Origin of the sequence: Sphingomonas sp. 1185 (assembly GCF_040544655.1) — a bacterium.
In the GTDB taxonomy this organism is placed as follows: Bacteria; Pseudomonadota; Alphaproteobacteria; order Sphingomonadales; family Sphingomonadaceae; genus Sphingomonas.
Genome location: NZ_JBEPKL010000004.1, coordinates 173,808 through 188,266, shown reverse-complemented (window position 1 = coordinate 188,266; position 14,459 = coordinate 173,808). Strand labels below are relative to the sequence as shown.

General features: G+C 69.2%; 14 protein-coding genes. 8 read left to right on the top strand and 6 right to left on the bottom strand.

Translation table 11 applies throughout. The annotated features are described in order from the left end of the window. Positions 1-159 precede the first annotated feature (159 nt). Positions 160-570 carry a hypothetical protein gene (locus tag ABIC44_RS05435; RefSeq protein ID WP_354294171.1) on the bottom strand — a complete coding sequence of 137 codons (411 nt, stop codon included), beginning with the start codon at positions 568-570 and terminating at the stop codon, positions 160-162. Between the two features lie 117 nt (positions 571-687). On the opposite strand from ABIC44_RS05435, the gene ABIC44_RS05430 reads away from it, so the two are divergent. From ABIC44_RS05430 to ABIC44_RS05415, 4 genes are read left to right on the top strand one after another with little or no spacing between them, the layout of a single operon-like run. Beyond that, on the top strand, positions 688-2,037 hold the full coding sequence (locus tag ABIC44_RS05430) for a M48 family metalloprotease (RefSeq protein ID WP_354294170.1): 1,350 nt from the start codon (positions 688-690) through the stop codon (positions 2,035-2,037). Beyond that, the gene (locus tag ABIC44_RS05425; protein WP_354294168.1) at positions 2,034-2,741 is read left to right on the top strand and encodes a DsbA family protein; all 708 of its coding nucleotides are present in this window, start codon (positions 2,034-2,036) and stop codon (positions 2,739-2,741) included. Before ABIC44_RS05430 ends, ABIC44_RS05425 begins: the two co-directional genes overlap by 4 nt. Before the next feature lie 46 nt (positions 2,742-2,787). Next, the gene (locus tag ABIC44_RS05420; protein WP_309692256.1) at positions 2,788-3,720 is read left to right on the top strand and encodes an ABC transporter ATP-binding protein; all 933 of its coding nucleotides are present in this window, start codon (positions 2,788-2,790) and stop codon (positions 3,718-3,720) included. Further along, the gene (locus ABIC44_RS05415) at positions 3,717-4,478 is read left to right on the top strand and encodes an ABC transporter permease (RefSeq protein ID WP_354294167.1); all 762 of its coding nucleotides are present in this window, start codon (positions 3,717-3,719) and stop codon (positions 4,476-4,478) included. The genes ABIC44_RS05420 and ABIC44_RS05415 overlap by 4 nt, the downstream gene beginning before the upstream one ends. Before the next feature lie 150 nt (positions 4,479-4,628). Here the strand turns inward: ABIC44_RS05415 and ABIC44_RS05410 are convergent, their stop codons facing one another. The 3 genes from ABIC44_RS05410 to glpX are packed head-to-tail and all read right to left on the bottom strand — an operon-like array spanning position 4,629 to position 6,512. Continuing rightward, on the bottom strand, positions 4,629-5,351 hold the full coding sequence (locus ABIC44_RS05410; protein WP_354294166.1) for a CPBP family intramembrane glutamic endopeptidase: 723 nt from the start codon (positions 5,349-5,351) through the stop codon (positions 4,629-4,631). Next, positions 5,351-5,503, bottom strand: coding sequence for a hypothetical protein (locus ABIC44_RS05405; RefSeq protein WP_354294165.1), 153 nt, complete (start codon positions 5,501-5,503; stop codon positions 5,351-5,353). The genes ABIC44_RS05410 and ABIC44_RS05405 overlap by 1 nt, the downstream gene beginning before the upstream one ends. A gap of 37 nt (positions 5,504-5,540) precedes the next feature. After that, positions 5,541-6,512 (bottom strand): class II fructose-bisphosphatase, encoded by a 972-nt coding sequence (gene glpX / locus ABIC44_RS05400; RefSeq protein ID WP_354294164.1) that lies wholly within the window; start codon positions 6,510-6,512, stop codon positions 5,541-5,543. A 122-nt stretch (positions 6,513-6,634) separates the two neighbouring features. Between glpX and ABIC44_RS05395 the strand changes: the two genes are divergently transcribed. After that, positions 6,635-7,405 (top strand): ATP-binding cassette domain-containing protein, encoded by a 771-nt coding sequence (locus tag ABIC44_RS05395; RefSeq protein ID WP_502959819.1) that lies wholly within the window; start codon positions 6,635-6,637, stop codon positions 7,403-7,405. Further along, positions 7,402-8,943, top strand: coding sequence for an ABC transporter permease/substrate-binding protein (locus ABIC44_RS05390; protein WP_354294162.1), 1,542 nt, complete (start codon positions 7,402-7,404; stop codon positions 8,941-8,943). Before ABIC44_RS05395 ends, ABIC44_RS05390 begins: the two co-directional genes overlap by 4 nt. 353 nt (positions 8,944-9,296) lie before the next feature. Here ABIC44_RS05390 and dapD read toward each other — a convergent pair whose 3' ends face one another. Together dapD and ABIC44_RS05380 are read right to left on the bottom strand one after the other, a co-directional pair. Further along, positions 9,297-10,124, bottom strand: a complete 828-nt coding sequence (dapD, locus tag ABIC44_RS05385) for a 2,3,4,5-tetrahydropyridine-2,6-dicarboxylate N-succinyltransferase (protein ID WP_307102542.1) — start codon at positions 10,122-10,124, stop codon at positions 9,297-9,299. A gap of 2 nt (positions 10,125-10,126) precedes the next feature. Further along, positions 10,127-10,789, bottom strand: a complete 663-nt coding sequence (locus ABIC44_RS05380) for a pyrimidine 5'-nucleotidase (protein WP_307102540.1) — start codon at positions 10,787-10,789, stop codon at positions 10,127-10,129. A 105-nt stretch (positions 10,790-10,894) separates the two neighbouring features. Here ABIC44_RS05380 and ABIC44_RS05375 point away from each other — a divergent pair, with 105 nt between their 5' ends. Together ABIC44_RS05375 and ABIC44_RS05370 are read left to right on the top strand one after the other, a co-directional pair. Continuing rightward, positions 10,895-13,171, top strand: coding sequence for a S8 family serine peptidase (locus ABIC44_RS05375; RefSeq protein ID WP_354294161.1), 2,277 nt, complete (start codon positions 10,895-10,897; stop codon positions 13,169-13,171). A gap of 49 nt (positions 13,172-13,220) precedes the next feature. Then, positions 13,221-14,222, top strand: a complete 1,002-nt coding sequence (locus ABIC44_RS05370; RefSeq protein WP_354294160.1) for an LLM class flavin-dependent oxidoreductase — start codon at positions 13,221-13,223, stop codon at positions 14,220-14,222. Positions 14,223-14,459: the final 237 nt, after the last annotated feature.

Sequence of the window (14,459 nt, the reverse complement as noted above, 5' to 3'; positions counted from 1 at the left end):
ATCGGTGCCGCCATCGACACCTTCACGCCTGCCGAATGCGCCAACTACTTCGCCGCAGCCGGTTACGATGCAGACTGATCGGAATTTGCTCTAGCCAGCAGGCTGGCAAGCTTCGCTAACCCCCTCCCCTGTCCAGGGGAGAGGGCAAGAAGCCCCGCCCTATCCCCGCGCCGCCGCCAGCCTGCGCGACGCGGCGCATAGCCCCATCCGGCCCGGACTCGCGGGAACCGCCGCCACCACGCCATGCGGCGCGTCCCGGAACCCCAACACATCGTAGCGATGCGCGATCCCGCCGCGCTCCACCCAGACCAGCCACAGATCGCGCACCCGATAGGCGCGCAGGAAGCGGACCCCCGGCGGCGCATCGCGGTGCGCGACGTCGGTGGCATGGAAGGGCTGGCCCGCCTCGGCCAAGATGCCCCCGGCCGCCGCGTCCATCGCAGCGGCGACGGAGGCGGGCAGGTCGGCGATCCGCCGGATTTCCGCACCGCTGGCCCGAATCCGGCAGGGTGGCAGGCCCTGTCGCACCGTCACCGGCGCGGGTCGTTCGTCGATCGTCATCGCCACCATCCCCGTCTCCCCTTTCGTTCGCCCGGCGTTCAGCCATGCGCTGCCAGAGGCTATCCATCGCACCCGCGCCTGCAAAGCCGGTTGTGCGCGGGGCCCGACCCGACGATAGAGGATATCATGAAGCGCCTGATCGCCGCCTTCGCCGCCACCGCCCTGCTCTGGGCCCAACCGGCCGCCGCGCAGTCGATCCTGCGCGATGCGGAGACCGAGACGCTGTTCGCCGACATGTCCGCGCCGCTGATCAAGGCGGCGGGGCTGTCGCCGCGCGATGTGAAGATCGTCCTGATCAACGACGATTCGATCAACGCCTTCGTGGCGGGCGGCCAGATCGTCTATGTCCATTCGGGGCTGATCCAGGCGGCGGACAATGTGAACGAGGTCCAGGGCGTCGTCGCGCACGAACTGGGCCATATCGCCGATGGCCATGTCGTGCTGGGCGATGCCGCGATGAAGCCCGCCATGGGCATGTACCTGCTCTCGATGGTGCTGGGGCTGGCCGCGATGGCGGCGGGCGGCGGCGAGGCGGGCGCGGGGATCATGGCGGCGGGACAGCAGGCCGCGATGGGCAAGGTGCTGGCGTTCAGCCGTACGCAGGAATCCAGCGCCGATGCGGCGGGCGCGCGATACCTGACCACCGCCGGGATCACCGGCAAGGGCATGCTGAGCTTCTTCAAGAAGTTGCAGAACCAGCAATATCGGTACGGCTACACCAATATCGATCCCTTCGCGCAGACCCACCCGCTATCGGCCGACCGCATCCAGGCGCTCACCGCCGATCTCCAGGCCGCGCCCGCCTGGAACAAGCCGGCCGATGCGAAATTGCAGGAACGCTTCCTGCGGGTGAAGGCCAAGCTGCTGGGCTATGTCGCCACGCCCGAGGCGACGCTGATCAAATATCCGGTCGGCGACCAGTCGGTCTATGCGCATTATGCGCGCGCCTATGCCTATCACAAGGCGGGATACCCCGACAAAGCCGAGGCGGAGGCCGCCGCGCTGATCGCGCGCGACCCGCACGATCCCTATTTCGAGGAAATCCAGGGCCAGATCCTGCTCGAATCGGGCAAGCCCGAAGAGGCGCTGGCCCCGCTTCGCGCCGCGACCATGGGGTCGGGGCAGAATGCGCTGATCGCGACGACCTTCGGCCATGCGCTGATCGCGACCGAGGACAAACGCCATCTGGCCGAGGCGGTGAAGGTGCTGAAGGTCGCGGTGCAGCGCGACGACGACAATCCCTTTGCCTGGATCCAGCTCGGCACCGCCTATGAACAACTGGGCGACGAGCCGCGCGCCGCGCTCGCCACCGCCGAGCGGGCGAGCATGATGGGCGACACCCGCACCGCCATCCAGAGCGCCCGCTATGCGATGGCCAATCTCACCCCCAATACGTCCGAATGGATTCGGGCGCAGGATATTGCGATGACCTCTGCCGACGCCGCCGCCAGTTCCAAGAAGAAGCGCCGCAAATGAGCATGAAGGCCTTGGCCGCCGTCGCGGTGATCGGCGGCCTGATCGGTGGCGGCGCCGCGATCGGCATCCAGCAACTGGCCGCGCCGCACGGCGCTTCGGGCGAGGCGGTGCGCGCCTATCTGCTCGACCATCCCGAGGTGATCCCGGAGGCGATGCAGCGGCTTCAGGACCGCGAACAGGGCAAGGCGGTGGCGGCGATCGGCGGCGACCTGACCAAGCCGTTCGGGAACGCCTATTCCGGCAACCCCAAGGGCGACGTCACGCTGGTCGAATTCTACGACTATAATTGCGGCTATTGCCGGGCCAGCCTGCCGCTGCTCAAGCAGCTGGTCGAGGCCGATCCGAAACTGCGCATCGTCTATCGCGAGCTGCCGATCCTGGCGCCGTCCAGCCGGGCGGCGGCGCGGATGAGCCTGCTCGCCGCGTCGCAGGGCAAGTTCCAGGCGTTCCACGACGCGCTCTATGCCGGGGGGCCGGTCAGCGACGCGACGATCGCGGCGGCGGCCAGGGCGGCCGGGGTCGACACGACCAGGCTCGCCGCCTTCCAGCCCCAGGCCGATGCCGAGATCGCGCGCAACATGGAGGCGGCGAGTCGCCTGGGCCTGAACGGCACGCCCAGCTGGATCGTCGGCAACCGCGTCCTGTCGGGCGCGCTGCCGATCGAACAATTGCAAAAGGCCATCGCCGACGCGCGAAACGGTTGATAAAGCGGCAGTCTTCCAACGGGGACCAAATACGGGGGACTGCCGCATGACCGACCCGATCCTGTCCATCCAGGGGGTGACGAAGACCTATAAAAGCGGCGTCACCGCGCTGCATCCGGTCGACCTGACCATCCGGCGCGGCGAGATCTTCGCGCTGCTCGGCCCCAATGGCGCGGGCAAGACGACGCTGATCTCGATCGTCTGCGGCATCGTCACGCCGTCTGCGGGTACGATCCGGGTCGACGGGCATGACGCGCTGCGCGATTACAAGGGCGCGCGGCGGAAAGTCGGGCTGGTGCCGCAGGAATTGTCGGTCGACATGTTCGAGCGGGTCATCGACACGGTGAATTTCAGCCGGGGCCTGTTCGGTCGCGCGCCCAACCCTGCTTATGTCGAGCAGGTGCTCCGCGACCTGTCGCTCTGGGACAAGCGCCATGCCAAGCTGATGGAATTGTCGGGCGGCATGAAGCGTCGGGTGCTGATCGCCAAGGCGCTCGCCCACGAACCCGACCTGCTGTTCCTCGACGAACCCACCGCAGGCGTCGATGTCGAACTGCGCCGCGATATGTGGAAGCTGGTCCACCGCCTGCGGGAACGTGGCGTCACCATCATCCTGACCACCCATTATATCGAGGAGGCCGAGGAGATGGCCGACCGGGTGGGCGTGATCGCCAAGGGCCAGCTTCTTCTGGTCGAGGAAAAGGCCGAGATGATGAAGAAGCTCGGCAAGCGCGAGATGGTGCTGACGCTGGCCGAGCCGATGGCGGCGATCCCCGCCGCGCTGGCGGAATGGGAATTGACGCTGGAGGATGAAGGGCGCCGCCTTCGCTACATCTTCGACGCGCGCGCCGAGCATACCGGCATCCCCTCGCTCCTGCGAATGCTGGGCGAGATGGGGATCGGGTTCGTCGATCTGGAAACCTACAAATCCTCGCTGGAGGATATTTTCGTCGATCTGGTCGAGGGGACGCGCGCATGAACCTGCATGGCATATGGGCGATCTATCGCTTCGAAATGGCGCGGTTCCGGCGGACCGTGTGGACCAGCCTGATGGTGCCGGTCATCACCACGACGCTGTACTTCGTGGTGTTCGGTACCGCGATCGGCTCTGCGATGAATCAGGTTTCGGGCGTGCCGTACGGCGCATTCATCGTGCCGGGGCTAATGCTGCTGTCGATCTTTTCGGAAAGCATCCTGAATGCCAGCCTGGGCATCTACATGCCCAAATTCACCGGGACGATGTACGAGATCCTGTCCGCGCCCTTGTCGCCGATCGAGACGGTGCTGGGCTATGTCGGCGCGGCGGCGAGCAAGTCGATGGTGATCGGGCTGGTGATCCTGGCGACCGCCTATCTGTTCGTCGATCTGTCGATCCTGCATCCGGTGGCGATGATCTTTTACCTGTTGCTGGTCGCGACGACCTTCTCGCTGTTCGGCTTCGCGATCGGCATCTGGGCGCGCGGGTTCGAGCAGTTGCAGGTCATCCCGCTGCTGATCGTCACGCCGCTGACCTTTCTGGGCGGCGCCTTCTACTCGGTGACGATCCTGCCCGAGCCGTGGCGGACCGTGACGCTGTTCAATCCGGTCGTGTATCTGATCAACGGCTTCCGCTGGACCTTTTTCGGCACATCGGACGTGGCCCCGACGGTCAGCCTGGGGGTGACGGGGCTGTTCCTGCTGACGTGCCTGGCGTGGATCGGCTGGATCTTCCGCACCGGCTGGCGGCTGAAGAATTGAGCGCGGCCTGAAACCTATCTGTTCCCCGGCGAAGGCCGGGGTCCAGTTGCGAGGAGTTGTCGAGGATTCGGGATATGGGCCTCCCCCTTGCCGTTTCGGGGCACCATGAATCTTGCAGTCACTGGGCCCCGGCCTTCGCCGGGGAGCAGGTTATCTTTTGAGCCCCCCGCCCAGTAGCGGCGTCACCACCAGGCCGTTCAGGTCGACCAGAGCATGGACCAGCATCACGACCCACAGGCTGCCGGTCATCAGGTACAGCCCCGTCATCACCGCCCCCAGCGCGGTGGTGGCGAGAATCCCCGCCCAGCCCTGATAGCGATGCATTGCCCCGAACAGCACCAGCGAGGCGAGGAAGCCGATCCAGGCCTGTCCGGTCAACACCGCGACCAGCAGCGGCAGATAGAGGCGGAAGAACGCCTCCTCGCCGATCCCCGCCATGACGCTGAGCGCTGCGGCATATTTCAGTTCGCGCCGGTCACGCGGCAACAGCGCGGAGACATCGCCCAGCGGCCTGCGCTTCAGCACGCGCGCCAGCACCGCGCCGACGACGAGCCCACCCACCGCGCCGCCCAGCAACAACCCCAATGCCCCGTCGTCGCTGGCAAGGACCGACGGCAGCAGCGCGGATAGGGGTGCGAACTCGCCCGGCATGGTGACCAGCGCCGCCAGCCGCCCGAGCAGAGCCAGCCCGATCCCCACCGGAACGACGAAGACCAGCGCCGCGCGCACCAGCCACAACCGGAAGCGCATCCGCCGCGAATGACCGTCGTTCAGCGCCTTGAACCGCCGATATTCGCCCAGATCGCCCTTCTGGAACCACCAGACGCCACCCAACGCGGCGAGCAGCAGAAGCGCGGCTAGAATGGGCGACATCAGGACCATTGCCCTTCCACATCCGATCGCACTTCACCCATCCGTTCGCGCTGAGCGAAGTCGAAGCGCACGCCCGGCGTTCGCGGCTTGGCGACGCTTATCCCATGGCCTTCGACTTCGCTCAGGCTGAACGGCGCGGGCGTGAAGGTCACGGCGCTACGTCGTCGGAAAGACGATCAACCTGGCAGATCACAGCCGGTGCTGCCCCTTGACCCAGCGCACCGTGCCCGACGAGGCGCGCATTACCACGCTCTCGGTCGTCATCACCTTGGGCCGCCGCTTGACCCCCGCCAGCAGCGAGCCGTCGGTCACGCCGGTCGCCGCGAAGATGCAATCGCCCTGCGCCAGCTCGGTCAGGTCATATTGCTTGTCGAGATCGGTCACGCCCCATTTATACGCCCGTGCCCGCTCGGCATCGTTGCGGAACAGCAGGCGGCCCTTGAACTGCCCGCCGACGCACCGCAGCGCGGCGCAGGCCAGCACCCCCTCCGGCGCGCCGCCAGAGCCCATATAGACGTCGATCGTCGTGTCCGGATCGGTCGTCGCGATCACCCCCGCCACGTCGCCGTCGCCGATCAGCACCACCCCGCAGCCCAGCGACCGCAGCTCGGCGATCAGCGTCTCGTGGCGCGGGCGGTCGAGCACGCACACCACGATGTCGCCGGGCTTCACCCCCTTGGCCTCGGCGATGGCGCGGATATTCTCGCTGGGGCTGCGGTCCAGATCGATGATGCCCGCCGGATAGCCGGGGCCGACCGCGATCTTGTCCATATAGACGTCGGGCGCGTTGAGCAGATGGCCCTTCTCGGCGATCGCCAGCACCGCCAGGCTGTTGGGCCCCGCCTTGGCGCAGATGGTCGTGCCCTCCAGCGGGTCGAGCGCGATGTCGATCTCCGGACCATGGCCGGTGCCGACCTTCTCGCCGATGAACAGCATCGGTGCCTCGTCGCGCTCGCCCTCGCCGATGACGACGGTGCCGTCCATCTCCAGCTCGTTGAGCGCGGCGCGCATCGCCTCGACCGCCGCCGCATCCGCCGCCTTCTCGTCACCGCGCCCGACCAGCGTCGAGGCGGCGATCGCCGCCGCCTCGGTCACGCGGACCATTTCGAGGACGAGGACACGGTCCAGCACATGGCTGGCGGGCTGTGAGATGGTGTTCATGGGGCTCTCCTGACGCGGCATTTTGTTGAACATGTTTTACACGTCATACCGCGTCTCGTTCCCCGCGAACAGAGCGAAAGGCGATGGACGGTGGGGCGGAAACGGTCGACCCTGCGTTGGACATGCCGATGCCATCCCCCGCCCCCGCCATGATCGACCTGACCGATGTCAGCCGCCGCTACGGATCGGTCGCCGCGGTAGACCGGGTTTCGCTGACCGTCGCACGCGGCAGCTTCGTCGCGCTGGTCGGGGCGTCGGGATCGGGCAAGTCGACGCTGTTGCGGATGATCAACCGGCTGGAGACGCCCGATACGGGCCGCGTCACCATCGATGGAGAGGATGCCGGCGCGCGCCCCGCGCCCGAATGGCGGCGGCGGATCGGCTATGTCTTCCAGCAGCACGGCCTGTTCCCGCACATGACGGTCGCCGCCAATATCGCGATCGGGCTGCGCATCGCGGGGCGGCAGGTGGGGGATCGCGTGGGCGAACTGCTCGATCTGGTCGACCTGCCCCGCGAGTTGGCCGGGCGGATGCCCGACGCGCTGTCGGGCGGCCAGCGCCAGCGGGTGGCGATCGCCCGCGCGCTGGCGACCGAGCCGCCGATCCTGCTGCTCGACGAGGCGCTGGGCGCGCTCGACCCGGTGACGCGCGACGCGCTGGCCGGGCGGCTGGGGGAGCTGCATGCGCGGCTGGGGCTGACGACCCTGCTCGTCACCCATGACATGGCCGAGGCGCTGCTGACCGCCGACCGCATATTGGTGATGGACCAGGGGCGGATCGTCGCCGACGCCACCCCGGCGGAACTGGTCGCGGGCCAGGGCGGCGCGGTCGCACAGGCGCTGATGGCGGTTCCCCGGCACCAGGCCGAACGGCTGGCGGCGCTCGCCCGATGAGCGCCTTTCTCGACGCGCTGGTCCGCGTGCCGCCGCTGCTCGCGCATCATGTCACGGTCAGCATGGCCGCGCTGCTGCTCGGGATCGTCATCGCGGTGCCGCTCGCCTTTGCCTGTGCGCGGCGGCCGGGGCTGTCGCGGGTCGCGCTGGGGCTGGCGAGCCTGGTCCAGACGATCCCGGCGCTGGCGCTGCTCGCGCTCTTCTATCCGCTGCTGCTCAGCCTGTCGGGGCTGGTCGGCGGTGGCATACCGGCGCTGGGCTTCCTGCCCTCGCTGCTGGCGCTGACGCTCTATGCGCTGCTGCCGATCCTGCGCAACGGGGTGACGGGGCTGGCCGGGCTCGATCCGGCGGTGTTGCAGGCGGCCGATGCGGTCGGGATGACCCGCGCGCAGAAGCTGCGGCTGGTCGAGGCGCCGCTGGTCGCGCCGGTGCTGGCGGCGGGAATCCGGACGGCGGCGGTCTGGACGATCGGCGCGGCGACCCTGTCGACGACAGTCGGCCAGCCCTCGTTGGGCGACATGATCTTTGCCGGGCTCCAGACACAGGCCTGGGCGCTGGTGCTGGCGGGATGCTTCGCCGCCGCCGCGCTGGCGCTGGGGGTGGACGCGCTGATCGGGGTGATCGAACGCGGGCTGGCGACGCGGCGGAAGGGCCTGTGGATCGGCGGGCTGGTCGCGCTGGCGCTGGGCTGTGCGCTGGCGACGCAGCCGCTATGGCCGCGCGGCTCGCAACAGCGGCGCGAGGTGGTGATCGGCGCGAAGAATTTTTCCGAGCAATATATCCTGACGCGCCTGATCGGCGACCGGCTGACCCGTGCAGGCTATTCGGTCAGCTATCGCGACGGGCTGGGCTCGGCGGTGGCGTTCGAGGCGACGGCGGGGGGCCGGGTCGACGTCTATGTCGATTATGCGGGCACGCTGTGGACCACCGCGATGCACCGGCAGGATTCGCCGCCCCGCGCCGCGATGCTGGGCGCGCTCCAGCAATGGGCCGCGACGCGCGACGTGGCGATGCTGGGGCCGCTGGGGTTCGAGAATGCCTATGCCTTTGCGATGAAGGCCCCGGTCGCGCAGCGGCTGAGCGTGCGGTCGCTCGCCGATCTGGGCCGTGTGGCGCCCCGACTGAAGCTGGGCAGCGACCTGGAGTTTCTCGACCGCCCCGAATGGGCGGCGGTGCGCGACGCCTATGGCCTGCGCTTCGCCGGGCAGACGCCGTACAGCCCGACCTTCATGTACCGCGCGCTGGAGAGCGGGCGAGCGGATGTGATCTCCGCCTTCTCTTCGGACGGGCGGATCGCGGCGGAGCGGCTGGCGGTGCTGGACGATCCGAAGCGCGCGATACCGGGGTATGACGCGGTGCTGCTGGTGGCGAAGGACCGGACGGCGGATGCGAGATTCGTGAAGGCGCTGCGGCCCATGCTGAACCGGATTCCGGTCGAGGCGATGCGCGAGGCGAACTACCGGGTCGATCGGGACGACGCGGCGAAGGAAAGCCCGGAGGCTGCGGCGCGGTGGCTGGCGGAGCGGGTCGGTTTGTAGTTTGGGTTCACGCGAAGCCGCGATGCCGCGAAGCAGAGAAGATTTTATTCGCGCGGAGGCGCGGAGGCGCGGAGGGGTATCGATTCGGGCGGACATCCCGTTTTCATCATAGGCCGGGGAAGCAATATTGAGGCTGCCGCCGGGCGAGACACCTCTGCGTTCTCCGCGCCTCCGCGCGAAACCCATTCTTCTTCGCGACTTCGCGGCTTCGCGTGAACGATAAGCCCCTCCCGCAGGCGGGAGGGGTTTGGAGAGGACATCGAGTCTCACAGAGACCATCGCCCGTGGCCTGCCCTCCCCCATCCCCTCCCGCCTGCGGGAGGGGCGTGCCAAGGATCGCGCGTCCGGCGCGTTTAGTCGCGCAGCAGGTCGTTGATGCTGGTCTTGGACCGCGTCTGCGCATCGACGCGCTTGACGATCACCGCGCAGTACAGGCCCGGCTTGCCGTCGACCGACGGGGTCGTGCCCGGAACGACGACCGAATAGGGCGGCACATGGCCGCGGAAGACCTCGCCCGTCTCGCGATCGATGATCTTGGTCGAGGCGCCCAGATACACGCCCATCGACAGCACCGCGCCCTCGCCGACACGAACGCCCTCGGCCACCTCGGCGCGCGCGCCGATGAACGCGCCGTCCTCGATGATGACGGGACCCGCCTGGAGCGGCTCGAGCACGCCGCCGATGCCCGCACCGCCCGACAGATGGACGTTCTTGCCGATCTGCGCACAGCTGCCCACCGTCGCCCAGGTGTCGACCATCGTGCCCTCACCGACATAGGCGCCGATATTGACGAAGCTGGGCATCAGGATCGCGCCCTTGGCGACATGCGCGCCACGCCGCACGACCGAGCCGGGCACCGCGCGGAAACCGGCGGCGCGGAATTCGGCTTCGGACCAGCCGCTGAACTTCGACGGCACCTTGTCGAACCAGTGGCCCGCACCGGGGCCGTTGTCGATCAGGACATTGTCGTTGAGGCGGAACGACAGCAGCACCGCCTTTTTCAGCCACTGGTTGACCGTCCAGCCGCCATTCCCATCGGGCTCGGCGACGCGCGCCTCGCCCCGGTCGAGCAGCGCCAGCGCGCGGTCGACGGCGATCCGCGCCTCACCCTGCGTGGCGAAACCCAGCTCGGCCCGGTTTTCCCAGGCGGCATCGATGGTGGCGGCCAGTTCGTGAGCCATCGTCAGTCCTCCAAAATGCTCGTCAGCCACGGCGTCAGCGCGTGGACGGTATAGTCGATATGGTCGCGGGCGGCCTCGGGCCCCTGTTCGGAGCCGTTGTCGACCCACACGGTCGTCATCCCGATCGCCTTGGCGGGGATCAGGTTGCGCGCCATGTCCTCGAAGAAGATGGCGCGGGTCGGATCGATGTCGAACGCCGCGCACAGCCCCGCATAGGCGGAGGGCTGCGGCTTGGGGACCAGGCCCATGGCGGTGATGTCGTGCACCGCCTCGAAATGCTCGCCCAGCCCCAGCCGGTCGAGGACCTTCAGCGCATAGGGCTTGTCGCCATTGGTGAAGACCAGCTTGCGCCCCGGCAGCTTCGCCAGCGCGGCGGCGAGCGGCGCGTCCTGTTCCAGCACGTCCATCTCGATATCGTGGACATAGGCCAGGAAGGCGGCGGGATCGACGTCATGCTCGGCCATCAGCCCGGCCAGCGTGGTGCCGTGCGCATGGAAATATTCCTTCTGCACGCGAAACGCCTCGGCGGGGTCCAGGCCCAGCAGCTCGCCGACGAATGCGGTCATCCGCCGGTCGATATGCGCGAACAGATTGGCGCTCGCCGGATACAGCGTATTGTCCAGATCGAAGATCCACGCGTCGATATGGGCAAGGGCGGGCAGCATGGTCGGGCGTGTAGGCGGGCCGTCGCCTCGCCGCAAGCCGCCGGGCTCGTCAGGATGCAGGATCGGCGATAAGGATCGCACACGGGGTCGGACGAAGGGGGATATGTGAGGATCGAGCGCCTGCGGGGCATGACCGGCATTGCGACGGTGCTGGCGACCAGCCTGACGCTCGGCGCGTGCGGCGGGGCCGGATCGGGCATCCAGCCGACACCGACGCCGCCCATGGTCACGCCGACGCCCAGCCCCACGCCGACGCCGACGCCCACCCCGATCCCCAATTACGACACCGCCGGGTATCGCGCGACGACGGGGGCGGTCGCGATGAACGCGCTGGCCGCCTATCAGCGCGGGGCGACCGGCAAGGGCGTCGCGCTCGGCATCATCGATTCGGGGATCGACACGACGAACGCGCTGTTCGCCGGACGAATCGCCAGCGCTTCCTCGGACGTCGCGGGAACGCGCGGCATCACCGACGAGGACGGGCACGGCACCGCCGTCGCCTTCACCGCCGCAGGAGGGCGCGACGGCGTCCGGGCGCAGGGGGTCGCGTTCGACGCGACACTGGTGGTCCTGCGCGCCGACCGGCCCGGCAGCTGCTCCAGCACCGCCGGGGGCGATGCAGGCAGCGGTTGCGCCTTTCCGCTCGATGCGATCACGCGCGGGCTGGACGTGGCGCGGCAATCGGGCGCGAAGGTGGTCAACATCTCGCTGGGCGCCAACGAGACTCCGCCCGCCAGCCTGACCGCCGCGATCGGCCGCGCGACGGCGGCGGGAATGGTCGTGGTGATCGCCGCGGGCAATGACGGCGAGGCCGATCCCACCGCGCTGGCCCAGATCGCCAACGATGCCAGCGTCGCGCGCGGCCAGGTCATCATCGCCGGGTCGGTCAATGCCAGCGGCGTCATCTCCAGCTTCAGCAACCGCGCGGGTCAGTCCGCCGCGCACTACCTGACCGCGCTGGGCGAGATGGTCGAGGCGCCCGACCAGACCGGCACGCGCAAGCTATGGTCGGGCACCTCCTTCGCCGCGCCCCAGATCAGCGGCGCCGCCGCGCTGCTGGCCCAGGCCTTTCCCAACCTGACCGCCGCGCAGATCGTCGAGCTGTTGCTGCGCACCGCGCGCGACACGGGAACGGCGGGCAGCGACGGCGTCTATGGCCGGGGGACGCTGGACCTGACCAACGCCTTCCAGCCGGTCGGTGCGTTGAACGTGGCTGGCACGGGAACGGCCGGGGCCGCCGTCTCTCTGTCGGTCAATGCGCGCCTGTCCCCCGCCATGGGCGACGCGGCCGTCGCGGGGCTGCGCATGGTCGCGCTCGACGGCTATGCGCGCGCCTATCAGCTCGATCTGTCGGGCACGGTGGCGCGCGCCGCGCCGCGCGCGCTGCTCGCCCCCAGCCTGCTCGGCCGGATCGAAGGCGCGAGCCTGTCCGACGGTGTCCGCACGATCGCGGTCACCAGCGCGATCACCACGGCGGGCGAGGCGCGGCTGCGCGCCATCGTCCCCTCCGACGCGCCCGCCGCCGGTCGCCGGATCGTCGCGGGCACGATGACCCAGGCGCTGGCGCCCGACACCGCCATCGGCTTCGGCTTTGCCAGCGGTGCCGACTCGCTGGTGGCCGGGTGGACCGGACAGGCGGGGCCCGGCTTCCTGCTGGTCGATCCGGGCTTCGGCATCGACCGGGCACCGCGCGCCTCGGCGGCGCTGCGCCAGCGGCTGGGCGCGCTCGGCATCAGCCTGTCGACCGAGAATGGCCGCTTCACCGCCGCCGTGCCGGGGATGACGCCGCCGCGCTACGACCAGATGGCGCTGGGGCTCGACCGGCGCGTCGGGCCGGTCGCGACGACGCTGGGCCTGACCCGGCTGGCCGAGCGGTCGACGGTGCTGGGCGGCTGGTTCGGCGGCGCGCTGGGGCAACCGCGCGCGACCAGCTGGTTCGCCGATGCCGCCGCACGCTGGCGCAGCGATGACGGCTGGACGCTGGCGGGGCATTGGCGCCGGGGCTGGACCGACGCGTTCGGCGGCATGGGCGGCGGGCTGCTGGTCAGCCGGTCCTGGTCGGTCGAGGCGGGCAAGCGCGGCCTGTTCGGCGGCGACCGGCTGGACGTGCGGCTGTCGCAACCGCTGCGCGTCACCGGCGGCGGGCTCGACCTGCGGCTACCCGCGCATTGGGATTATGCCGCCGGGCAGGTCGACGGCTGGACCACGCAGCGACTGGCGCTGGCGCCGACCGGGCGCGAGACGCTGATCGAGGCGCGCCATGCCGTACCGCTGGGCGCGGGCGAGCTGTCCACCCATCTCTTCTGGCGGCACGATCCGGGGCAGATCGCCGCCCTGCCCGACGAGCGCGGGGCCGCGGTGAAGTATGGCTTGACCTTCTGATACCCGGTCTTGGCTGGCGAAGGGCGCGCGTCACCCCCATCTTGCTCTTATGACACGTTATTCCTTGCTCGATCTGGTGCCCGTCATTCAGGGCGGCACCGTGGCGCAGGCGCTGGCCAATGCCGCCGACCTGGCCGCTCATGCCGAGGCGAACGGCTATCACCGATACTGGACCGCCGAGCATCACGGCATGACCGGCATCGCCTCCGCCGCGACCGCCGTCGTGCTGGCGCATGTCGGGCAGGCGACGAAGACCATCCGCATCGGGGCGGGCGGCATCATGCTGCCCAACCATGCCCCGCTGACCATCGCCGAGCAGTTCGGGACGCTCGATGCGCTGTTCCCCGGCCGGATCGACCTGGGGCTGGGCCGCGCGCCCGGATCGGACCAGCGGGTCGCCCGCGCGCTGCGCCGGACGCTGGACAGCGATCCCAATGGCTTCCCGCGCGACGTGATGGAGCTGCAAAGCTATTTCGCGGATGACGGCCAGACCGGCATCGTCGCGACGCCGGGGGCGGGCGCGCGGCCGCAAATGTGGATCCTGGGATCGAGCCTCTACGGCGCGCAGCTCGCCGCCGCGCTCGGCCTGCCCTATGCCTTCGCCTCGCACTTCGCGCCCGACGCGCTGGACGACGCGCTGGCCATCTATCGCCGCGACTTCCGGCCGTCGGCGGTGCTCGACAAGCCCCATGCGATGGCGGGGTTCAACGTCTTCGCCGCCGACACCGACGAAGAGGCGGAGCTACTGGCGAGTTCGCAGCAACAGGCCTTTGTCGCGCTGCGCACCGGCAACCCGGGCAAGCTGCCCCCGCCCGCCCCCGGCTATCGCGAGAGCCTGGGCGCGCAGGGGGCCGCGATCCTGGACCATGTCCTGTCCTGCTCGGCGATCGGCGCGCCCGCGACCGTGGAACGGCAGCTCGCCGCCTTTGTCGAGCGGACCAAGGTGGACGAAGTGATGGTGGTCAGTTCGATCTTCGACCACGAGGCGCGCAAACGGTCGATCGGCATTGCGGCGCGGGCGATGGATGCGTTGGAGACGGTGGCGGCCTAATCCGTCGATTCACGCGAAGGCGCGATGACGCGAAGATTTTTGTTCGCGCGGAGACGCGGAGGCGCGGAGAGGGCATGCCCAGCGGTTCGCTCAATATTTTCCAGCAAACCGGGCGAGATGAAGGGGTGGCGGCGCCACCGGGTACGAAATCTCCGCGCCTCCGCGCCTCCGCGCCTCCGCGTGAACTATTCTGTTTCTCTTCGCGTCATCGCGGCTTCGCGCGAACCCGGAAAGCCC